A 20,743-nucleotide genomic window follows, 5' to 3' on the forward strand; every position below is an offset into this window, starting at 1 on the left:
GAGGACTCATGGCTTCGAACAACAACGTCGTTCTCGATGTCGCGCAACTACGGATGCGATACGACGAGACCGACGTCCTGCACGATGTGACATTTCAAGCGAAGCGCGGGGAAGTGCTCGTCATGCTCGGGCCGAACGGCGCGGGCAAAACCACCACGATCGAGATCCTCGAGGGGTTCCGCAGGAAGTCGGCCGGCCGGGTCGACGTGCTGGGGACCGATCCCGAACACGGTGACGAACTCTGGCGCGCCCGCATCGGTGTGGTGCTCCAATCCTGGCGTGACCACGCGAAATGGCGAGTGGCCGAACTACTTCGGCACCTCGGCACCTACTACGCCCCGTACGCCACGGATCGAGTTCAACGGCCTTGGGACACAGGCGAACTCATCGATCTGGTCGGACTGACCGACCAGGCCGACACCAAGATCTCGACACTGTCGGGTGGTCAACGCCGACGGTTGGACGTGGCGATCGGCATCGTCGGAAAGCCCGAACTGCTGTTCATGGACGAACCGACCGCCGGTTTCGACCCGGCAGCCCGACGCGACTTCCACGACCTGGTGCACCGTTTGGCCGATCTCGACGAAACCACCGTCCTACTCACCACGCACGACCTCGACGAGGCCGAGAAACTCGCCGACCGGATACTGATCCTGGCGGGCGGGCGAATAATCGCCGACGGGTCCCCCGACGAACTGTCCCGGTCGATCGCGGGCGAAGCCCAGGTCAGCTGGTCTATCGATGACCAGCTCTTCGTGCACACCACCACCGAGTCCACCAAGTTCGTGCACGAACTGTTCAAGCAGCACGGCGACTCCATCGGTGATCTGGAGGTACGTCGAGCCTCGCTCGAAGACACCTATATGACCCTGGTTCGGCGCGCGGAATCCGGCGAGGAAACCGCTGCCGTCCACACTCTCGCGGAGGTCACCGAATGAGCGGCACCCGGGCAGGCATCAGCCGCGGTCTCATCGAACTGCGCCAGGCCTACACCAACCCCGTCGATCTGATCGGCCAGTTCCTCACGCCCGCCATCACCCTCGGCGTGCTGTTCCTGCTTCGAAACAAGACCTACGGCGACAGCGGGCTTTCGATCGCCGAGTTGGCCGTGCCGGGCATGCTCTCGACCATCATCTCGTTCAACGGCATGTATGCCCTGCTCAACGTGCTGGTACTGGATCGCGAAGACGGCACGTTGTTGCGCGCCAAGGCGGTCCCCAAGGGGATGGCCGGCTACTTCGTCGGCAAGATCGTGACCACGGCGGGCGCTGTCATCGTGCAGCTGGCTATCGTGCTCGGCGTGAGCATGGTGATCATCGGTGGCTTCTCACTGAGTGGCCCGGGCGCGGTGGCGACCTTCGCGTGGGTGGTCGCGCTCGGTCTGCTCGCGGTGTTGCCGTTCGGCGCGATACTCGGCAGCGTCCTTGACGCGCGCACCGGCTTCCTGCTGACCATGCCGCTGATGGGCATTATCGCCATCTCCGGCATCTTCTACCCGATCACCGCCATGCCCGGCTGGTTGCAGGGACTCGCCCAGGTGTTTCCGATCTACTGGCTCGGCCTCGGAATGCGTTCGGCACTGCTGCCCGCCGACGCGGTCACGATCGAACTCGACCAGTCGTGGCGGCACCTGGAAACCATTGGGGTGCTGGGCCTTTGGGCAATTGTCGGCCTGATGATCGCACCGTTCATCCTGCGGCGCATGGCGAACAACGAGTCCGGGTCCGTGATGGCACAGCGAAGGGACAAGGCGATGCAGCGTGCCTTCTGAAGTCATCTACAACCGCATCGCGATGCTGCGCGCCGAGCGCGGCATCTCGCGGCGGGACCTGGCCGAAGCGCTCGGCGTGCACTACCAAACCGTCGGCTATCTCGAACGCGGCGAATACAGCCCAAGCCTGCACCTCGCCCTGCGACTCGCGGCCTATTTCGAGGTAGCGGTGGAAGTGGTGTTCTCCACCGAGCCGTTCCCGAGATTGGGATCAGGCGCCGAGACCGCGTGAACACCCGAAACCGTTCGGCACCGCGCCGAACGGTTTCGGTGTGTCATCCGCGAAATACCGGGAACGTCGATTCGGGCGCGGGCGCCCGGCCCGAGGTCAGCATCAGGACGCCTCGCCGCGGAACAGGGCGTACGGCGAGATCTGCTTGCCGGTCGCCTCGGAGGCTGCGACAGCCTTGCGCCAGAACGACTGTGCGAGGTGGGACAAGCTCGCGTCGACGCCTGCCTCTTCGCTGGCGTCGATGATGTGCTGGGCGCCCGCATCCATCATCTTCAGGTGCGCGAGCTCCACGAACCCGCCCGCCTTGTTCGCCTCGGCGAACTGTTCGATGAAGAACGGGTAGGCGCCGGCGGAGCGGACGGCGAACGGTACGAACTGGTCGATGCTGTGGCCGGAGTTCGCGATCATCGCCGATGCCTGGTCGAACGCCAGCAACCAGGGGTGGAAGGTGATCAACAGTGCCTGGTAGAAGATCTGGGCCAAGCCGTCGTCCGCGCCGAGGTATTCCTGCGGGCTGAGCGGGCGCAGCAGTTCGGCGTGCGCGTCGAAGACCGCCTTCGGGCCGCTGTAGAAGATGTAGGACGAGGGATGGACGATATTGTCGCCGGCCGACATCACGCCGCCGGAGATGAATTCGGCGCCGCGCTCACGAACCCACTTCGCGCCCGCCCGCGCCTTGTCCGGTGAATCGGAGGACAGGTTGGCGATGACCTTGCCGGGCAGCTGGTCGACGGCCTGACCGAGCACGTCGTACATGGCGTCGTAGTGGGTCAGGCTGAGCACGCAGACCTCGTTGGCGGCGAGCGCCTCGGCGACGGTGCCTGCGCGCTTGGCACCCAGCGCCACCATCGCGTCGACCTTGGCGGTGCTGCGATTCCATACCGTTACCTCGACGCCTGCTTCGAGGAAGGCCTTGACCATGGCCTGACCCATCGGGCCGAGGCCGAGAACGGAAATGGATGCGGTGTGCTGGGACATAGTGAGGCCCTTCGATACTCGGAACTGGACGGTTCGGCGCCGCTTTCCATGGTGGTCGGCGCGGGTATCGTCGGGAAGACCGAACGTTCGGGTGTGGTTGCTTACCTAGAGGTTCGAAATACGGTCAGAAGGGTGCGCCGAAGATGAGTAGTGATGCAGATCACACTGTGTGTGGCATGAGCCTGGCCATCGATGTCGTCGGCGGTAAATGGAAACTGCACCTGATGTGGGTGCTCGGCGCCGGGCCGCAGCGGTTCGGCCAGATCCGGCGGCTGCTCGACGGCGTGAGCGAGAAGGTGCTCGCCGAGAACCTGCGTCATCTGGAGAGCGCCGGCGTGGTGCACCGCGAGATCTTCCCCGAGATCCCCCCGCGGGTGGAGTACTCGCTCACCCAGCTGGGCGAGACCCTTCGCCTCGCATTGGAGCCGCTCGAATCCTGGGGCGATGAGCACCGCGCGGCGTTGAGTGCCGCCGCCCATACGTCCAACCCTGCGCCCTCGGCGAATCGCGCGGTGAATATCAGCGCGTCATAGCAAGTGTTCCACGGCGATTCGCTCGCCGATGCGCTCGAGCAGGTTCGCCGCGGCCATCATCGAGCGCGCGGGATCGGGCTCCAGGTCGCTGAGCGGGTAGCAAGCGGCGAACCCCGCGGCGCGAATCTCGCCGGGCGACAACAGAGTTCGGCCCACCGCCGCGACCACCGGCACGCCGGCCTTCTTGGCCGCGGCCGCGACCCCGACCGGCGCCTTCCCGTGCATGCTCTGATGATCCAGCGAGCCCTCACCGGTGACAACCAGTGTGGCCCCGTCGATCAGCGTCGTGAATTCCAGCAGCTCGAGCAGCACATCGATCCCGCTGCGCACCTGCGCCCCGAGCACCGCGAGCACCCCGAATCCGGTACCACCCGCCGCGCCTGCCCCACCGATCTCGGCGTAGCCCGTACCCAGGACCGCGGCCCAATTGGTAAGTCCTGCTTCGAGTTTCAGCATCTGTCGAGGATCGGCACCCTTCTGGGGCGCGTACACCGCCACCGCCCCGGCGGGTCCGAGCAACGGATTGTCCACATCGCAGGCAAGCGTGAACTGAGCCGTCGCGACCGCCGGATGCAGCCCGCCTCGATCCACCGAGGCAACCTGCTCGAGCATCACGGCCACATCCGCGACCCCGGCCAATTCCCGGCCCTCCCGATCGAGCAGCCGCAATCCGAGCGCCCGCAACAATCCCGCCCCGCCATCGGTCGATGCACTCCCACCGAGCCCGAGCACGATCTCGCGAGCCCCCGCGTCGAGCGCGTGCGCGATAGCCACCCCCAACCCGAACGTGTCGGACCGCAGCGGATCCAGCCGCCCACCCGGCAATTTCACCAGCCCCACGGCAGCCGCCAACTCCACCACCGCGGTATCGCCGCGCACCGCGTACACCGCCGTCGAGACCTCCCCGGTCGGCCCGGGCGCGGCGAGCTCCACGCGCTGCCACCCCGACGCCACGAAAGCGTCGACCATCCCATCGCCGCCATCGGCCACCGGCACACACCGCACCTGCGCCTGCGGCGCCCGCCGAGCAATCCCCCGCCCCAACGCCTGCGCGACCTCAGGTGCCGACAGCGAACCCTTGAACTTGTCCGGTGCAAGCACAACGAGCGGTCCACGAGTCATCCCGACATCTTCCGCCCTGAGACCAAAACCCGCATCCCCGCAGTTCCAGCCACACCGTTCACCCTAAAACCGCCATGACCGCACTCCCACCCCACACCGCACACCCCAAAACCGCCATGACCGCACTCCCAACCCACACCGCACACCCCAAAACCGCCATGACCGCACTCCCAACCCACACCCGCGACCCCTGGGGAGCGGCGGCCACGAAGTGGCCGGTCCGCGGCGGGTCGCCGATCAGGCGCCGCGGAGATGCGACGAAGGAGCGATTCCGCGGCGCCTGATCGGCGGCCCCTCGGGCCGCGGACTCGAGCGCGCCAGCGCTCCAATAAACACAGCGTCAAACCTGCCTGGGACTACCAAACCCCGGTCATCCCTCAACGCCCAGGACCACCGAACAATGACCACCGAACAATAAGGGCCGAAACCAGCCAACACGGTAGCGTCAACCTATGGCGACCGAGGTCCGCAACAACACCGCGCTCGAGCGGTTCGAACTCACCGCCGACGGTCAACCCGCCGGCTACATCGAATACCAGGACACCGGCGACGAACGCGCGCTCGTCCACACCGAGATCTACCCCCGATTCGAAGGCCGCGGCTTGGCGAACATCCTGGTCGAGTCCGCACTCGACGCCAGCCGCGACCAAGGCTTCAGCGTGTTGCCGATGTGCCCGGTGGTTCTGCATTTCATCACCACCCACCCCGATTACATCGCCTACGTCCCGCAGCGAGCCAGAGAGTTGTTCGGCCTACCTCAGTAGTGCGCGACGGCCCCGTCGACAGCCAGTTGCAGCTCTTCTTTGACGAGCCTGGCGATGTCGGCGGGCCGCTGCGGCAATTCGAGAATCGGCGCCCGGAAGTACGCGACCCCGGACACCGCCTCGGCAGCGGTCGTTGCCACGGTAGCGTCACGGTTCCCGTAGTTCATCCCGATGGCGACCAGCGCGGGCGCGGCAGCCAGTTTGGCCGCCCGGAACGCGATATGGCCGATCCCGCTACCGACCGCCTGCACCATGGTGTGATCTACCTCATTGCAGGTCCCCTCGGGGAAAATCGCGAGGTGATCACCGGCGGCCAACCGCTGCGCGCACACATCCATCATGCGCTGACCTGCGGCGTTGACCGCCCGAATCCCATGGTCCTTGCCGCGGAACACCGGAATCCCGCCCATCATGTCCACCTTGCGCCGCTGCTCGGGATCGATGAAGAGCTCGTCCTTGGCCAGCACCCGAATCCGCCCGATCTTCGAGCGCAACGGTGAGCGCCACGCCGTCGCCGCGATCGTGTACGGGTCGCTGGTGGACAGATGGTTGATCGCGAAGATCACCGGACGGCCACTGCGGACCAGCGCTTTCAGCTGCTGTTTCGCGCCATCGGCGAACATCACGCGCGGCCGGAACCGCCGGGCCAGCACCGCGTACGAGGCCAGCGCCTTCCACCTGTTCTGCTGATGCCGCAGGTAGTAGTCGTACACGGCGTCGCTGTCGTCGAGCAGGACCTCGGGCAAATGCATAGCGCGACCCTACCGGGCGATCCCACGGGCCCGCGCGGGAAGAAATTCCGGTTCCGATCCGGTCCGCGGGAAGCGCGTACCGCCGCTCCAATGCGATGATGGCTCGGTGGCAGGCGGAGACGACCCGGACGAGCGCCGGACTCGCGACGGGCACGGCGACGATCGGCGGCGCGGTCAGCCCGCGGTGAACGTGCGGGCGGGCAACCTGCTGGTGTCCGCGATCGACCTGGTGGAACCTACTTTCCGGCGCACCGTGGTGTACGTGATCGAGCACAACGACGCGGGCAGCCTCGGCGTGGTGCTGAACCGGCCGAGCGAGACCCCGGTCGTCGATGTGCTGCCCGCCTGGGCCGACCTGGCCGCCGCCCCGACCGACCTCTACATCGGCGGCCCGGTCAAACGCGATGCGGCGCTGTGCCTGGGGGTGCTGCGCGCGGGCGCCGACATTTCCGATATCCGCGGGCTGCGCCGGGTCGACGGCCGGGTGGTGCTGGTCGATCTGGACGCCGACCCCGCCGAGATCGGCCCGCTCATCGAGCAGATCCGGATCTTCGCCGGGTACGCGGGCTGGTCGATGGGCCAGCTCGACGGCGAACTCGACAACGACGACTGGATCGTGGTCTCGGCGCTGCCCTCGGACCCGATCGCCACCGACCGCCATGACCTGTGGGCCGCGGTATTGCGGCGTCAGCCGTTGCCGCTGGCACTGCTGGCGACACACCCGATTGAACTCGAACGCAACTGACACCGTTACTCCTTCGACGAGCAGGAGTGACTCATGAATTACGACGAGCAGTGACCAGGGCCGCCGATGAACGATGGTCGCGACGAATTGATGCGCGCGCTCTACGCCGAGCACGCACCCGCACTGTGGCGTTTCACCCTCGGGCTGGTGCGCGATCCCGGCCGGGCCGAGGACATCGTGCAGGAGACGCTGCTGCGCGCCTGGCAGCGCCCCGCCGTCCTGGAACAAACCGAAACCTCGCCGCGCGCATGGTTGTTCACCGTGGCTCGTAATCTCGCGGTCGACGAACATCGCAGCGCGAGGCACCGCCGCGAGTTCGGCACCGACACCCCGCCGGAGCAGGTGAGCCCCGACCAATCGGATCGGGCACTCGACGGTTGGCTGGTCGCCGACGCACTGAGCACGCTGAGCCCGGACCATCGCGAGGTGATCGTGCGGGCCTACTATCGCGGCCTCGGCATGGCCCAGATCGCCGACGAACTGGGCATCCCACCGGGGACGGTGAAATCGCGCCTGCATTACGGCATGCGCGCCATGCGGCTGGCGCTACAGGAGATGGGGGTGACGAACCGATGACCGACCTCGCCGACGAGTACAGCACCTGGGACGCTGCCTATGTCCTCGGTTCGCTCGGTGCCGCTGAGCGGCGCGAATACGAGACGCACCTGCTCGATTGCGCGCACTGCCGGCAGGCGGTCGCCGAACTGTCCGGGATGCCGGGCATGCTCGGTCTGGTCGACCGCGATACCGCGCTGTCGATGATCGAATCGCCGGAGTCGATTGCCCCGCAGGTCCCCGACCTGATCCCGGCGCTGGCCGCGGCCGCCGAACGACGCAGGAAGCGGCGGCGCTGGGTGAGTGCCGGGAGCGCGGTGGCCGCTGCCGCGGCCGCGGTGGCGATCGCGATTCCGGTGACGTTCACCGTGACGCGCTCGCAGACTTCGACCGAACAGATCGTCGCGGAGCAGCAGATGCAGGCGGTGGAGCAGACACCGGTGAGCGCGCAGGTGAAGCTGGTCCGTGATGGTGACCGCACGCGCCTGGTAATGACCTGCCGCTATGCGCCGAGCGCCTACGGCTCCAGCTACACCCAAACGTACGGGCTGGTGGTCACCGCGGGTGAGCAGCGGTTCGAACTCGATCAGTGGCCCGCGGGCCCCGGCACCGAACTGACGGTGGATCGCACCATCGACGCCCCGCCGGATTCGATCAGCAAGGTGGAGATCACCTCCATCGATTCCGGCCGGACCGTCCTGGTCGCCCAGGTCTGAACACAGAACGGTCCCGGATCGCAATCCGGGACCGTTCAACAGATTTAGCGAGAACATGGGTAACTCACCGGGTACGGGGTAAGCCCCCACGTTCTCGACCGGCGGCCGCCTACCTGACTAGCCGCCCGCGTGAGTCCGGCTGTAATTCGCGGAGAGGCGGGTTGACCACAGGAAGCCGCCGCCTGCGATGACCGCGCACCAGGCCAGCGAGATCCAGCCGTTGGCGCCGATCTCGGTGCCCATCAGCAGCCCACGCAGCGTCTCGGTGATGGGCGTGAAGGGCTGGTATTCGGCGAACTGGCGCATCCCGACCGGCATCGTGTCGGTGGCGACGAGGCCACTGCCGAGGAAGGGCAGCAGCACGATGGGAAATGGTGCGTTGCTGGCACTTTCGGGAGTGGGCGAGAGCAGGCCGAGCGCGATGGCGAGCCAGGTGAAGGCGAACGTCACCAGTGCGAGCAGCCCGAACGCGCCGACCCACTCGACGACGTTCGCGTTCGGCCGGAAGCCGACCAGCACCGCGACGGCGGTCATCACGACAACACCCGCCATCGCCTGGATGAGCGCTCCGAGCACGTGCCCGGTGAGCACCGAGGACTGCGAAATCGCCATCACCCGAAAGCGATTCACGATCCCCTTGCTCGCGTCGGTGGCGATCGAGACCGCTACCGACACCGTCAGATAGGCGGGCAACAGCAACATCATGCCCGGTGCCAGATAGTCGATATAGCTACCGCCCGAGGACTTCTCGAGCGCCCCACCGAAGACGTACTTGAACACGAGCATCAGCACGATCGGCATGATGATGATGCTGAATGTCATGCTCGGGTAGCGCTTGACGTGAATCATGTTGCGCCGCAACATCGTCATCGTGTCGGCGAAAACATAGGACTTGGACTTGGTCAGAGTGCTCATCGCAGTGACTCCTGCTCGATGGTGGCGTGGCTTTTGACATCGGTCATGCGCGGGCGGCCCGCGTGGTCACGCTCCGCTTCCGCCTCCGGCCGCTGACCGCTCATGCCGGTGAGGGTGAGGAAGACGTCGTCGAGATTCGGGGTGTGCACGGAAATGCCACCCGCTTCGATGTTCTCGGCATCGAGCAGGTCGAGTACGGCGCGCAGCGAACGCACACCGCCGTCGCTCGGCACGGCGAGAGTGAGCCCGTCGGCGCCCTCGACCACCTTCGCCGTCGAGCCGAACGCCCGCTGGGCGGCGACCACGTCGGGCTGATCGGTGAAATCTATGCGGATATGGCCGCCGGGAATCAGTCGCTTCAGTTCTGCCGCGGTGCCTTCGGCGACGATTCGGCCGTTGTCGAGCACCGCGATGCGATCGGCCAGGTGGTCGGCCTCCTCGAGGTACTGGGTGGTGAGGAAGACGGTGACGCCGAGATCGTCGACCAGGCCGCGGATGATCTCCCAGATGGAGCGGCGACTGCGCGGGTCGAGGCCGGTGGTCGGTTCGTCGAGGAAGATCACCCGCGGATTGCCGACCAGCGTCATCGCCAGATCGAGCCTGCGGGTCATGCCGCCGGAGTAGGTGCTCGCGGGCTTGTCGGCGGCCTCGACCAGGTCGAAGCGTTCCAGCAGTTCCGCTGCCAGAGTGCGGGTTTCGCGGCGCGGTAGATGGTTGAGGTCGCCCATCATGTGCAGGTTCTCCCGGCCGGTCAGTAGCTCGTCGACCGCGGCGAACTGCCCGGTGACGCCGATCAGCTCGCGCACCCCGCCACGGTCGGTCACCACATCGTGGCCGCCCACCGTGCACTCCCCCGCATCGCCTGCGATCAGCGTGGTGAGGATCTGCACGGTGGTGGTCTTGCCCGCGCCGTTGGGGCCGAGCAGGGAGAAAACAGTGCCCTCGGCGACGGTGATGTCGATGCCGTCGAGAACTGTTTTGTCGCCGTAGGCCTTGTGCAGGCCGCGTGCGGTGATGGCCGAGTTGACCATGGTCGTCCCTTTCCAGAGGATTACATTCAATGGTGCGAATAAATGCATGAGTTATCCACACAGCCCCCAGGGGCTGCGGTTCGGGTGTTCGGTGTGTGGTTGTGGTCGAGGAGTTAGATGTCGAGTTCCTCGATCTGCGGGTGCGCGGTGATGTCTTCGACCTTGCGATAGAGCTTGTCGGGCACGCGATCCTTCAGGTCTTTCAGGTCGTCGAGGATCTCGTACTCGTAGTCGCCCCAGTCCCACGGCCGGTCACCGATGCCGAACATGCGGCGCCAGTATTTCCAGTCCTTCAGGTCGCCCGCAGCGTCCCCGGTCGGATAGTCCGACCACAGCGCCGAGTGCGTGTGGAGCACGAGCTTGCCCTTGCGGCTGCGGTAAACCTGCTGGTGCAGCACCCGCTTATCGCCGACATCGCGCCATTCGCCCAGCAGCACGCCCTGGAAGCGCACCTGCCGGACACCGTCGCGACCCACCTGCAAGACGACCTCCTCGAAGCCGGCCTCGCGGCCTTCTTCCAGCTCGATCAGCCTGCGCAGCGCGCTGACCACCGTGCTGGAGAGGTTGCCGCCGACGAGCTCCTGCGCCCGCTGGAACACGGGGAGATCGTCGTCGGATACGTAGATGGTCTTGTTGGGCATGAACTCACTATACGTATATGTGTACGTACACACAAGGGTTAGTTTTCGCCCACCCTCTGAACCCCCACCCGGTGCGCCTCGTAATCCAGGCAGACGCGGTGCACAGCGGCGTCACATTTCGTCGCGGAGAAGGAGGGCCGATGCCGGACAGAGTGGTCGACTACCTGGTACGAACGGTAGCCGACCGGGGAATCACCCAGATCTTCGGCGTCGACGGCGCCAATATCGAGGACCTGTACGACGCGATCTTCGACGCGGGCGGTTCGCCTGCCGGAATCGTCGCCAAGCACGAGTTCTCCGCGGCCACCATGGCTGACGGGTACGCGCGCAGCACCGGCGGAATGGGAGTCGTGGCTGCCACTTCGGGCGGCGGCGCCATGAATCTCGTTGCCGGACTTGCCGAGTCGTTCACTTCGCGAGTACCGGTACTGGCCTTGGTCGGACAGGCTCCCACCAACCTCGAAGGGATCGGCGCATTTCAGGATTCGAGCGGCCTGGCCGAATCCATCGATGCGGCAGCACTGTTCGCCGCGGTGAGCCGATACTGCGCCCGCGTGACCGATCCGGCCGAGCTACCCGCCCAGCTCGAGGCGGCGATCGCCGCGGCCGAGGGCGGTGGACCCGCGGTGCTGCTGATTCCGAAAGATGTTCAGCAACAGGCGATGCCGGATATCTCAGCCGTGCCGACTGCCGAGGCGGGCCGGGACTCCTCGATGTCCCCACTGGCGCCCGGCATCTCCGCGCGCAGCTTCGCGGCCGAACTCGCCGACGCCCGCCGCATCGGAAAGGTGGTGATCATCGCCGGTGATCAGATCGCGCGCGACAATGCCCGCGACGAACTCGCCGAACTGGTCGCCGCGCTCGACGCCTCCATCGGCCTAGCCCCCGATGCCAAGGACGTGTACTCCAACACCGGCCCCGGCTACTGCGGTGTCGCGGGCACTATGGGCCACGCCGAGCTGGTCGAGGCTTTGGCGGCGGCGAGCGCCTGCCTGCTGATCGGCACCCGCCTGCCGGTCACCGCGCGCGCCGGCCTCGATGCCGCCCTCGCCGACCTGCCGGTACTCAGCGTCGGCGCATTACCGCCCTACCTGGCGACAACCCACACCACCAGTGCGGATCTCGCGGAAACCATCACCACCCTGCTGGCAGGCCTCGGCGCGGCGCCGGTCACGAGCGCGCGCTCCACCGGGATCACCGCGATGACCGTCCCCGAAGCCGCGGGGCCCGGCCTGCGCTATCGCACCGTCGTCGAGGCCATCGAGCGCGCGCTGCCCGATGGCGCCGATGTTTTCGCCGACGCGGGTAACACCGGCGCCTCGGTGGTGCATTACCTACGGGTACCCGAGCGCGGACGTTTCACGGTCGCACTCGGGATGGGCGGAATGGGTTACGCCTTCGGCGCGGGTATCGGTTCCGCGTTCGCCCGCCGCGCCGCGCCCGACGGCCCGCACCGCACCGTCGTCATCGCGGGTGACGGCTCGTTCTTCATGCACGGCATGGAGATGCACACCGCGATCGAACACGACCTGCCCATCACCTTCGTGGTGTTCAACAACAACGCGCACGCCATGTGCGTCACCCGCGAACAGCTCTATTACCGGGATCGCTACAGCTTCAACCGCTTTCAATCGTCCCATCTGGGAGCAGGCATCGCGGCCATGTTCCCGGGGCTACCCGCCCGCACCGTCTCCGACGCCCACCGGTTGCCCGACGCACTGGACCACAGCTTCACCGCCACCGGACCCTCGTTTCTCGAAATCCTCTGTGACCCCGACGAAGTCCCGCCATTTCTGCCCTTCTTGTCCGCCCTCGAATCATCCAGGAGCACCCCGTGACGACCAGCGCCCTGCCTGCCCTGTCCGACATCCCCGAGGAGGTGGTGCCCGGCGTGATCAGAATCGAGAACTCCGACCGGGAGACCACCACGCCGATCATCATGGACATGCTGCGTTCGGTGTATCCGCACGACCAGATCTTCGGCGATTACTGCCCCGTGCAGACCTACATCGCGGCCCCGCCACGGGAGGTCTACGAATACCTCGCCGACACTCGCTCGCTGGAGGAGTGGACCTACAGCCTGCGCGGATTCACCGAAACCGACGAGCCCGGCCTGTGGCTGTCCTACGACCGTCTCGGTGACGCGACCAAATGTTTCACCCGCACCGTCGCCCATCCCGACGCGATGACCGTCGACTATCACTGCGCGTGGGACCAGTCCGAGCACCTCTGGATGATCTATCTGATGCGGGTGATCGACGCCGAGGTGGTGTTCAACAAGCCCGGCTCGGTGGTGACGTGGGTCAACTGCAAGCACCCCTTCTACGACGAAAACGGTTATCCCGAAACAGCTCCGCCGAAGCGCCCGGTCTGGGTCGGCGATTTCTGGGAGATGTTCTCCGCCGGACACCAGCTCGAGCTCGACAACCTCAAAGCCATTTGTGAATACCGCGCGGCCAATGGGCTGCCGATCAAGCCGGAGTGGATGCAGTGAATATGCCGCAGGTGAGTCTGGTCGATGTCGCGAGCTATCTGCCCGGTGACCCCGTCCCGACCGACTACTTCACCCAGTTCTCGCGTTCGGAGCGGATGGCGAAGAACGTGATGTTCCGTTCGCCGACCGGTCGCCACCACATCGGCCGCGACGAAACCGCCGTCGACATGGCCGAGCAGGCCTTCGCCGTGCTGCGCGAACGCCACGGCGCCGACCTCGCCGCCGAGATCGACATCATCATCACCCACACCCAGCTGCCCGATAATCCGGTGCTCGGCGCAGGCCCCGAGCTGGCTCGCCGGCTCGGCGCGAAACCGTCGCAGGTGCTCGACGTGCACAACAGTGGTTGCGCGGCGTTCGTCCAGATGATGGCGATCGCCCGGATGATGATGGCCACCAGCGACGCGAAGACGGCGCTGATCGTCGCCGCGCAGAATTGCGCGGGACCGGTGTTCACCCAGCCCGACATCCGGAAACTGGCACAGGCGCCGGTGCCCGGCGACGGGTGCGGAATCGGCTTGCTGCGCAAGGATGATTCGGGCCCGATTCTCGATATCGAAACCCGGACCTATCCCGAATTCGCCGGTGATATGGACTTCTCCACGAATGGTCCGCGCAAGTACTGGGAGCCGGGCGAGGGTCAGGGCTGCGTGAGCTTCTCCGAATCCAAGATCACCAAGGTGTTCGCACGTGGCAATCGGCTGGTGCCCGAGGTGGCGCTGGAGGTATGCAAGCGGATCGGGGTGAAGAGCAGCGATATCGACACTTTCGTCACCAATCAGCCGAACCGGCTGTTCCTGCGCAACTGGCACGACGCGCTGGAGCTCCCCGCCGAACGTCATCCCGATACCTTCGATCAGTGCGGAAACCTGTTCGCCGCAGGCATTCCCGTGACGCTCGACGCGGAGAACCAGGCAGGCCGGTTGCGCAACGGGTCGGTGGTGCTGCTGTCGGCGTTCGCGCACGCGGGCGATTTCGCCGGTGCGGCGGCCATTCGCTGGGGCGCGGCGCGATGACTGTGCGGCTGGTGGAACCGACTATTCCTTCCCGTCGGTTCCACACCACGGCGACACCCACGCTGTTCGACCTCGGTCTCAGTGAGAACCCTTTCCCGCCACTACCTTCCATTCTGGTAGCCGTGAATACCGCACTGACCCAAGCCAACCGGTATCCGGAATTCCTTCCCGAGGAATTGCCGCGGGTCATCGCCGATCATCTCGGCGTCTCGCCCGACGACGTGGTGGTCGGTGCGGGGGCCACCGGTGTCGCGATGCAGGTGATGCGGGCGCTCGGCGGTGGTGAACTCCTGACCAGTACACCAACTTTCGACGGCTACCCGATCATGGCCGACATGGCCGGGATGACGCTGGTCCCGGTCCCGCTCGACACCGGCGGCAATCAGGACCTGACCGCCATGCGCCGCTCGGTGAACCGGCGCACCGGCCTGGTCGTGCTGTGCCGACCGCACAACCCCACCGGAACCGTCCTCGACGCGGCGGCGGTCCGATCCTTCCTCGCCGCGATCCCCCGCCGTGTGCCAGTACTCCTCGACGAGGCCTACGTCGAATTCCTCGATCCGGCTGACCGTCTCGACATCCACACCCTGCTGCACCAGCACCCGAACCTGCTGATCCTGCGCACCTTCTCCAAGGCGTACGGATTGGCCGGGCTGCGGATCGGCTACTGCCTCGGCCGCGGCAAGCTGATCGAACGAATCCGCCACCAGCAGTTGCCCTTCGGCATCCCCACCACCTCCATCGCCGCGGTGCGCGCCGCCTACGCGGCGGGCACCGAACTCCGCGACCGTGTCGACCACATCAACCGCGAACGAGAACTCCTGCGAATGACATTGCGTGCCTGCGGAATCGATGTTCCCCGCAGCTACGCGAACTTCCTCTACCTGCCCGGTCCCGGCGTCGCCACCGCCCTGCGCCGCGCCGGTATCAAGGCAAAGGCCTACCCCGACGGTAGCGCCCGCATCGCGGTCGGCGATCCCGTCGCAGGCCGCGCCGTCCACGCCGCCCTCGTCGACCTGCGGTAATCAGTTCGGCAACGGAACCCGACCCGGCCCTGCCGCCGGGTCATCACGACCGGGACCTGGACCCCTCCACCAGGTCCCGGTCATCCGCGGTTCAATCCCCTCTTCGCTTGTTATACCAACGAAGTGCTGGGTCGGCGCAGTTCAGCAGCTACTGCCACCGCCACAACTGCTACTACTTCCACCACCACAGCTGCTGCTGCTGCTCGACCCGGAGTCGCAGCTACCCGACCAGCTGCCGCTGTCGCCACTGCTGCTGCCGCTGTACCAGCCGCCGTCAGCGGAACTCCAACTGGTCGACCCGGAGCTGTGTCTGCGCTGACGAGCACGGGCCAACTCCCGAGCCTGCCTGTTCGCCGCAATGCGGGCGCGCCGCTCCGGCCTGCCCTGCGGATCGGTTACCTGCTGGGCGATCGCCACGATGATCATGATCGGGACCGTCACCAACCCGATCACCCCGACCACTCCGATAAAGAGCGCAAGAACCGTTCCGATCACGTCGCCGATACTCATGGGACCCCTCCTCGCTCGACCAGCATGTCGAGGCCGACCGTAATCGCGAGTTCTTGCAATCCCCTTTCGGCCGACCAGCAGTCAGATCCACCGCTGATCTCGCCACATTCCCTGTCCCACAGGTCAGCCCGACTCATCAGCCGTGCTGCGATCGGCCGTTCGCGCGAGGAGCTCGGTGGTGGCGGTCAGCCGCCCCCACCACCGCCACCGCCGCATCCGCCGCCACCACCGCTACTGCTGCCGCCGCCACAGCTGCTGCCGCTGTCACCGGTGCCGAAGGTGCCGAAGGTGCCCGCACCGGCCCCGCCCGCACGCCAACCTCTACTGCGGCGCCCGGCCGACGTGGTGTTTCCGGAACCGCGAGCGAGCTGGACGCAACCGGTCCCGATGAAGCCCAACGCGACCGCCACGGTCAGCACACCGATCACCGGCACGAAGACGCCGACGAATATGCCGATGAACAACAGGGCAAGCCCCGAACCGAATACCTTCATGATTCCCCCAATTCAGTCGCGCCGATCATTCGCCACCCCCACCACAACCGCCGCCCCCACAGCCACTGCCACCCCCGCCGCAGCCACTGCCACCACTTCCGCTGCTGCCCCCGGCGCCGCCACCGTGATGCTGCCCGCCGCCGTCACCGAACCAGCTGACCCCAGCCGCGGATGTACCAACACCCCACCGCCGCTTCGACTTCCGTGAACCCCCCGGATCACGAACGATGAGAACACCACCGACCGCGACGACAACCGCCGCGATGACGAGCATGACAATCCCCGCGACCGCCGAATAGCTGGTAGTGATCGCGCCGACCAATGCGAGCAATAGCCCCACCCCGACAACCTTCACGATTCCCCCGATCAAGGTCCTGCCTCAGTTGTACCGGAGCGCGGGACCCGCCGCCACCGCCGATTGCCACCAGGGCCTGCCGCCAGGGTCAGCTGGCAGGGGCGCAGGTGTCGCGGAGGGAGCAGCCGCCGCAGGAGGAGCCACAGCCGCCGACGGGGGCGGGGGGCAGCAGGGGTTCGACTGTTCGGACTGCGGCGTTGGCGCCCGCGCCGAGGGTGAAGATCGCGATGACCGCGACCAGTGCGGCTACGCCGAGGCCGGCGAAGCCACCGGCTACCAGCACGACCAGGCCGCCGGCGAACAGCAGGGCGCCCGCGCCGACGGAGGTGGGGGCGGCGATGCGGTTGGCGAGGCGGAAATTGTCGTCGCTGTGCAGCGCGGCTTCGGTGGTGACACCGAGGAAGCGGTTGCGGGGCAGTTTGCCGAGCAGTCCGAGCACGCCGGTCACGATGGCGACCGCGGCCAGCGCGAACAACAGGAGAGCGACGACGACCATTCATGCAGGCTAGCGCACCCGTACGAACGGCCGATCGAGCGCTCCCCGGCGAGGTGACGGCCCACACATTTCGCCTGCCGGTCTTCTCCCCGGCGGGCAATGGTTGTCAGCGAACCGCGCAGCCCCAGCGTGCCGCGACAGCACCGATCGCTGATCGACCGTTGGGTCGAGGCGATATCGGAACGTCGTGTGCCGTGCCTTTCGCTGGAGTCTGCCAGGAATAACCGGCAACAACTGCTCCGATACTCTGATAGCCGATGTTTACCGGGGATCGGCGAGAACAAGAAGGCAGGACCGTGCAGGACACTCGTGCAACCGAGACTGACGTACCTCAGCACCGGTACAACGCCGAGCTGGCTGGGCGGATCGAACGCCGCTGGCAGCAGAACTGGACCGAGCGCGGCACCTTCAACGCGCCCAACCCGGTAGGTCCACTCGCCGGCGAGACTCCGCCGGACAAGCTGTTCATCCAGGACATGTTCCCGTTCCCCTCGGGCGCGGGCCTGCACGTGGGCCATCCGCTCGGCTATATCGCCACCGACGTGTTCGGCCGCTACCACCGCATGCGCGGCCGCAACGTGCTGCACGCACTCGGCTACGACGCCTTCGGTCTGCCCGCCGAGCAGTACGCCGTGCAGACCGGCGCGCACCCGCGGGTGACCACCGAGGCCAATATCGCGACGATGCAGCGTCAGCTGGACCGGCTGGGCCTCGGCCACGATCCGCGGCGCTCGTTCGCCACGACCGACCCGGAGTACTACCGGTGGACGCAGTGGATCTTCCTGCGCATCTACAACGCCTGGTACGACCAGGAAGCCGGTCGCGCCCGCCCCATCGCCGAGCTGGAAGAGCAGTTCGCCACGGGCGCGCGCCCGGTTCCCGACGGTGATTGGCACACCATGCCGGCCGCCGAGCGTGGCGCGCTGATCGACTCGTATCGCCTTGTGTACCAGTCGGATTCGATCGTCAACTGGTGCCCCGGACTGGGCACGGTGCTGTCGAACGAAGAAGTCACCACCGACGGGCGCAGCGAGCGCGGGAACTTCCCCGTGTTCCGTAAGCGCATGTGGCAGTGGATGATGCGCATCACCTCCTACTCCGATCGCCTGGTCGACGACCTGGACACGCTGGACTGGCCGGACAACGTGAAGTCCATGCAGCGCAACTGGATCGGGCGTTCGCGTGGCGCCCAGGTGCGGTTCGACGCCGATGGCGAGACCATCGAGGTGTTCACCACCCGACCCGACACCCTGTTCGGCGCGACCTACGTGGTGCTGGCCCCCGAGCACGAGCTGGTCGACAAGCTGACCGCCGGCGCCTGGCCCGCCGGCACCGACGCCCGCTGGACCAACGACAGCGCCGGCCCCGCGGAAGCCGTTGCCACATACCGCAAGTCGATCGCGGCGAAGTCGGATCTGGAACGTCAGGAGAACAAGGAGAAGACCGGCGTCTTCCTCGGCTCCTACGCCACCAACCCGGCCGACGGCTCGCAGGTGCCGATCTTCATCGCCGATTACGTGCTGAGCGGCTACGGCACCGGCGCCATCATGGCGGTGCCCGGCCACGACCACCGCGACTGGGATTTCGCGACCACGCTCGGCCTGCCGATCATCGAGGTGATCGACGGCGGGAACGTCGCCGAAGGCGTTCACTCCGGCGAGGGCAAGCTGGTGAATTCCGGCTTCCTGAACGGACTTTCGGTTGACGAGGCCAAGGCGACCATGATCGGTCACCTCGAAGCCGAGGGGCACGGCACCGGCACCGTCCAGTACAAGCTGCGCGACTGGCTGTTCGCCCGTCAGCGGTACTGGGGCGAGCCGTTCCCGATCGTCTACGACGCCGACGGTGTGGCGCACGCGCTGCCGGAATCCATGCTGCCCGTGGAACTTCCGGAGATGGAGGATTTCGCGCCGGTCACCTTCGACCCCGACGACGCGAACTCCGAGCCGTCCCCACCGCTGGCCAAGGCCACCGACTGGGTGCACGTCGAACTGGATCTGGGCGACGGGCCCAAGCAGTACCGCCGTGACACCAACGTGATGCCCAACTGGGCCGGTAGCTCCTGGTACCAGCTGCGCTACGCCGACCCGGCCAACGCCGAGACGTTCTGCGCCGAGGAGAACGAGCAGTACTGGCTGGGCCCGCGCACGGCCGAGCACGGCCCGAACGACCCCGGCGGTGTCGACCTGTACATCGGTGGTGTGGAGCACGCGGTGCTGCACCTGCTGTACGCCCGGTTCTGGCAGAAAGTGCTCTTCGACCTGGGCGATGTGTCCGGCAGCGAGCCCTACCGCCGCCTGTACAACCAGGGCATGGTGCAGGCTTACGCGTACACCGACTCCCGTGGCGCGTACGTGCCCGCCGCCGAGATCGTCGAGCGTGATGCGAAGTTCTTCTGGACCGGTGCCGACGGCATCGAGATCGAGGTCTTCCAGGAGTACGGCAAGATCGGCAAGTCGCTGAAGAACGCCATCTCGCCTGACGAGATGTGCGATCTCTACGGCGCCGACACCTTCCGTTTCTACGAGATGTCGATGGGTCCGCTGGACACCTCGCGCCCGTGGGCGACCAAGGATGTCGTCGGCGCGCACCGCTTCCTGCAGCGTGTCTGGCGCCTGGTGGTCGACGAGGAGACCGGCACGGTGAAGGCCACCGATGCTGCGCCGTCGGACGAAACCCTGCGCCTGGTGCACCGCACCATCGCCGGTGTCGACGAAGATCTGGCCGCCCTGCGCGACAACACAGCGGGCGCCAAGCTGATCGAGCTCACCAACCACCTCACCAAGAACTACCCCACCGGCGCTCCCCGCGCGGCGGTGGAACCGCTGGTGCTGATGCTCGCTCCGCTGGCCCCCCACATCGCCGAGGAACTCTGGGAACGCCTGGGCCACAACATCTCCCTGGCTCACGGCCCCTTCCCCGCCGCCGACCCCGCACTGCTGGTCGCGGATTCGGTGGAGTACCCGATCCAGGTGAAAGGCAAGGTGCGCAGCCGAATCCAGGTCCCCGCCGACGCCGACCCCGCGTCGATCGAGGCCGCTGCCCTGGCCGACGAGAAGGTCATCGCGCTGCTCGACGGTCAAGCGCCCCGCAAGATCATCGTGGTGCCGGGCAAGATGGTCAACATCGTCCCCTGAGCTGCGATACCGCCGCCGGCGATGGCCCCGCAACGATCACTGACAAAGTCATATCGCCGGGGCCTTCGCCGATAAGGGTCCGCGAATCACCCCAAGGTGACCGGGCGCGGCCTGGCGGCTGTCATTCGACGAAACCGATGCCGGTGGCGATGCCGGAAGGACCGAGGCACACTCCGTTGACGACTCCCGGACCGAAAAATAGACCAGTCACAGGTACGGACAAGCCCACAGGATTAGAGCCGAATCCGATCCCCGGGCCCACCCAGACACAGGTGTAGGCGTTTGTCGCGGCGGAGTCTCGTTGTTCTCCGTCGAACGGCGCCGTGGGCACGCCAGGGTTCACAGTGGGTATTGCCGCCGCAGTCCCGGCCCCCAGTGCGACCATGGGCACGATAGCCGCTGCCGCGATCGCCGCGCGCACAATATTCTTGTTCATGATGCCTTCTCCTCTGAAATAGGGC

The 20,743-nt window shown here is 66.5% G+C and carries 24 protein-coding genes; 13 read left to right on the forward strand and 11 right to left on the reverse strand.

What is annotated here, in order from left to right; translation table 11 throughout:
- Nucleotides 1-8: 8 nt before the first annotated feature.
- Genes ACTWPB_RS28610 through ACTWPB_RS28620 form a run of 3 tightly spaced genes read left to right on the forward strand, consistent with a single transcriptional unit; the run spans nt 9 to nt 2,003 of the window.
- Nucleotides 9-938: an ABC transporter ATP-binding protein gene (locus tag ACTWPB_RS28610; protein ID WP_446223562.1), complete on the forward strand. Its 930-nt coding sequence runs from the start codon at nt 9-11 to the stop codon at nt 936-938.
- Nucleotides 935-1,771 (forward strand): ABC transporter permease, encoded by an 837-nt coding sequence (locus ACTWPB_RS28615; protein WP_446223563.1) that lies wholly within the window; start codon nt 935-937, stop codon nt 1,769-1,771. The genes ACTWPB_RS28610 and ACTWPB_RS28615 overlap by 4 nt, the downstream gene beginning before the upstream one ends.
- Entirely contained in the window at nt 1,761-2,003 is a 243-nt protein-coding gene (locus ACTWPB_RS28620; protein WP_056823747.1) for a helix-turn-helix transcriptional regulator, read from the forward strand. Before ACTWPB_RS28615 ends, ACTWPB_RS28620 begins: the two co-directional genes overlap by 11 nt.
- 102 nt (nt 2,004-2,105) lie before the next feature.
- Here the strand turns inward: ACTWPB_RS28620 and ACTWPB_RS28625 are convergent, their stop codons facing one another.
- Nucleotides 2,106-2,981 (reverse strand): NAD(P)-dependent oxidoreductase, encoded by an 876-nt coding sequence (locus tag ACTWPB_RS28625; protein WP_446223564.1) that lies wholly within the window; start codon nt 2,979-2,981, stop codon nt 2,106-2,108.
- 143 nt (nt 2,982-3,124) lie between these two features.
- Between ACTWPB_RS28625 and ACTWPB_RS28630 the strand changes: the two genes are divergently transcribed.
- Nucleotides 3,125-3,514, forward strand: a complete 390-nt coding sequence (locus ACTWPB_RS28630; RefSeq protein ID WP_446223565.1) for a winged helix-turn-helix transcriptional regulator — start codon at nt 3,125-3,127, stop codon at nt 3,512-3,514.
- Here ACTWPB_RS28630 and ACTWPB_RS28635 read toward each other — a convergent pair.
- Nucleotides 3,509-4,636, reverse strand: coding sequence for a glycerate kinase (locus ACTWPB_RS28635; RefSeq protein WP_446223566.1), 1,128 nt, complete (start codon nt 4,634-4,636; stop codon nt 3,509-3,511). The two genes, ACTWPB_RS28630 and ACTWPB_RS28635, sit on opposite strands and share 6 nt — an antisense overlap.
- Before the next feature lie 452 nt (nt 4,637-5,088).
- Between ACTWPB_RS28635 and ACTWPB_RS28640 the strand changes: the two genes are divergently transcribed.
- Nucleotides 5,089-5,400, forward strand: coding sequence for a GNAT family N-acetyltransferase (locus ACTWPB_RS28640; protein WP_446223567.1), 312 nt, complete (start codon nt 5,089-5,091; stop codon nt 5,398-5,400).
- Here the strand turns inward: ACTWPB_RS28640 and ACTWPB_RS28645 are convergent.
- Entirely contained in the window at nt 5,394-6,152 is a 759-nt protein-coding gene (locus ACTWPB_RS28645; RefSeq protein WP_446223568.1) for a lysophospholipid acyltransferase family protein, read from the reverse strand. The genes ACTWPB_RS28640 and ACTWPB_RS28645 overlap by 7 nt on opposite strands.
- A gap of 106 nt (nt 6,153-6,258) precedes the next feature.
- Between ACTWPB_RS28645 and ACTWPB_RS28650 the strand changes: the two genes are divergently transcribed.
- From ACTWPB_RS28650 to ACTWPB_RS28660, 3 genes are all read left to right on the forward strand, one after another.
- Entirely contained in the window at nt 6,259-6,897 is a 639-nt protein-coding gene (locus ACTWPB_RS28650; RefSeq protein ID WP_446223569.1) for a YqgE/AlgH family protein, read from the forward strand.
- Nucleotides 6,898-6,963: 66 nt separating this feature from the next.
- Nucleotides 6,964-7,473: a sigma-70 family RNA polymerase sigma factor gene (locus tag ACTWPB_RS28655; RefSeq protein ID WP_378904606.1), complete on the forward strand. Its 510-nt coding sequence runs from the start codon at nt 6,964-6,966 to the stop codon at nt 7,471-7,473.
- The gene (locus ACTWPB_RS28660) at nt 7,470-8,168 is read left to right on the forward strand and encodes a zf-HC2 domain-containing protein (RefSeq protein ID WP_446223570.1); all 699 of its coding nucleotides are present in this window, start codon (nt 7,470-7,472) and stop codon (nt 8,166-8,168) included. The genes ACTWPB_RS28655 and ACTWPB_RS28660 overlap by 4 nt, the downstream gene beginning before the upstream one ends.
- 117 nt (nt 8,169-8,285) lie before the next feature.
- On the opposite strand, the gene ACTWPB_RS28665 is transcribed toward ACTWPB_RS28660, so the two are convergent.
- The 3 genes from ACTWPB_RS28665 to ACTWPB_RS28675 form a co-directional block, all read right to left on the reverse strand.
- Nucleotides 8,286-9,083, reverse strand: coding sequence for an ABC transporter permease (locus ACTWPB_RS28665; RefSeq protein ID WP_446223571.1), 798 nt, complete (start codon nt 9,081-9,083; stop codon nt 8,286-8,288).
- Nucleotides 9,080-10,114 (reverse strand): ATP-binding cassette domain-containing protein, encoded by a 1,035-nt coding sequence (locus tag ACTWPB_RS28670; protein WP_446223572.1) that lies wholly within the window; start codon nt 10,112-10,114, stop codon nt 9,080-9,082. The genes ACTWPB_RS28665 and ACTWPB_RS28670 overlap by 4 nt, the downstream gene beginning before the upstream one ends.
- A 113-nt stretch (nt 10,115-10,227) precedes the next feature.
- Nucleotides 10,228-10,755, reverse strand: a complete 528-nt coding sequence (locus ACTWPB_RS28675) for an EXLDI protein (RefSeq protein ID WP_446223573.1) — start codon at nt 10,753-10,755, stop codon at nt 10,228-10,230.
- 140 nt (nt 10,756-10,895) lie between these two features.
- On the opposite strand from ACTWPB_RS28675, the gene ACTWPB_RS28680 reads away from it, so the two are divergent.
- The 4 genes from ACTWPB_RS28680 (at nt 10,896) to ACTWPB_RS28695 (ending at nt 15,290) form a co-directional block, all read left to right on the forward strand.
- Nucleotides 10,896-12,593 carry a thiamine pyrophosphate-binding protein gene (locus ACTWPB_RS28680; protein WP_446223574.1) on the forward strand — a complete coding sequence of 566 codons (1,698 nt, stop codon included), beginning with the start codon at nt 10,896-10,898 and terminating at the stop codon, nt 12,591-12,593.
- Nucleotides 12,590-13,249 (forward strand): SRPBCC family protein, encoded by a 660-nt coding sequence (locus ACTWPB_RS28685; RefSeq protein ID WP_446223575.1) that lies wholly within the window; start codon nt 12,590-12,592, stop codon nt 13,247-13,249. Before ACTWPB_RS28680 ends, ACTWPB_RS28685 begins: the two co-directional genes overlap by 4 nt.
- Nucleotides 13,250-13,251: 2 nt before the next feature.
- Entirely contained in the window at nt 13,252-14,265 is a 1,014-nt protein-coding gene (locus tag ACTWPB_RS28690) for a 3-oxoacyl-ACP synthase III family protein (RefSeq protein ID WP_446226520.1), read from the forward strand.
- A 122-nt stretch (nt 14,266-14,387) separates the two neighbouring features.
- Nucleotides 14,388-15,290 carry a pyridoxal phosphate-dependent aminotransferase gene (locus ACTWPB_RS28695; protein ID WP_446223576.1) on the forward strand — a complete coding sequence of 301 codons (903 nt, stop codon included), beginning with the start codon at nt 14,388-14,390 and terminating at the stop codon, nt 15,288-15,290.
- A gap of 141 nt (nt 15,291-15,431) precedes the next feature.
- Here ACTWPB_RS28695 and ACTWPB_RS28700 read toward each other — a convergent pair whose 3' ends face one another.
- From ACTWPB_RS28700 to ACTWPB_RS28715, 4 genes are all read right to left on the reverse strand, one after another.
- Nucleotides 15,432-15,800, reverse strand: coding sequence for a hypothetical protein (locus ACTWPB_RS28700; protein ID WP_446223577.1), 369 nt, complete (start codon nt 15,798-15,800; stop codon nt 15,432-15,434).
- A gap of 185 nt (nt 15,801-15,985) precedes the next feature.
- Nucleotides 15,986-16,294 (reverse strand): hypothetical protein, encoded by a 309-nt coding sequence (locus ACTWPB_RS28705; protein WP_446223578.1) that lies wholly within the window; start codon nt 16,292-16,294, stop codon nt 15,986-15,988.
- A 443-nt stretch (nt 16,295-16,737) separates the two neighbouring features.
- Entirely contained in the window at nt 16,738-17,145 is a 408-nt protein-coding gene (locus ACTWPB_RS28710; protein WP_446223579.1) for an SdpI family protein, read from the reverse strand.
- Between the two features lie 9 nt (nt 17,146-17,154).
- Nucleotides 17,155-17,379 carry a helix-turn-helix domain-containing protein gene (locus ACTWPB_RS28715; RefSeq protein WP_446223580.1) on the reverse strand — a complete coding sequence of 75 codons (225 nt, stop codon included), beginning with the start codon at nt 17,377-17,379 and terminating at the stop codon, nt 17,155-17,157.
- A 62-nt stretch (nt 17,380-17,441) separates the two neighbouring features.
- Between ACTWPB_RS28715 and leuS the strand changes: the two genes are divergently transcribed.
- Complete coding sequence (gene leuS, locus ACTWPB_RS28720) at nt 17,442-20,282, forward strand: leucine--tRNA ligase (RefSeq protein WP_446223581.1); 2,841 nt, start codon at nt 17,442-17,444, stop codon at nt 20,280-20,282.
- Nucleotides 20,283-20,403: 121 nt separating this feature from the next.
- On the opposite strand, the gene ACTWPB_RS28725 is transcribed toward leuS, so the two are convergent.
- Nucleotides 20,404-20,718 carry a hypothetical protein gene (locus ACTWPB_RS28725; protein ID WP_446223582.1) on the reverse strand — a complete coding sequence of 105 codons (315 nt, stop codon included), beginning with the start codon at nt 20,716-20,718 and terminating at the stop codon, nt 20,404-20,406.
- Between the last annotated feature and the right edge of the window lie 25 nt (nt 20,719-20,743).

This window comes from Nocardia sp. IBHARD005 (assembly GCF_052814245.1).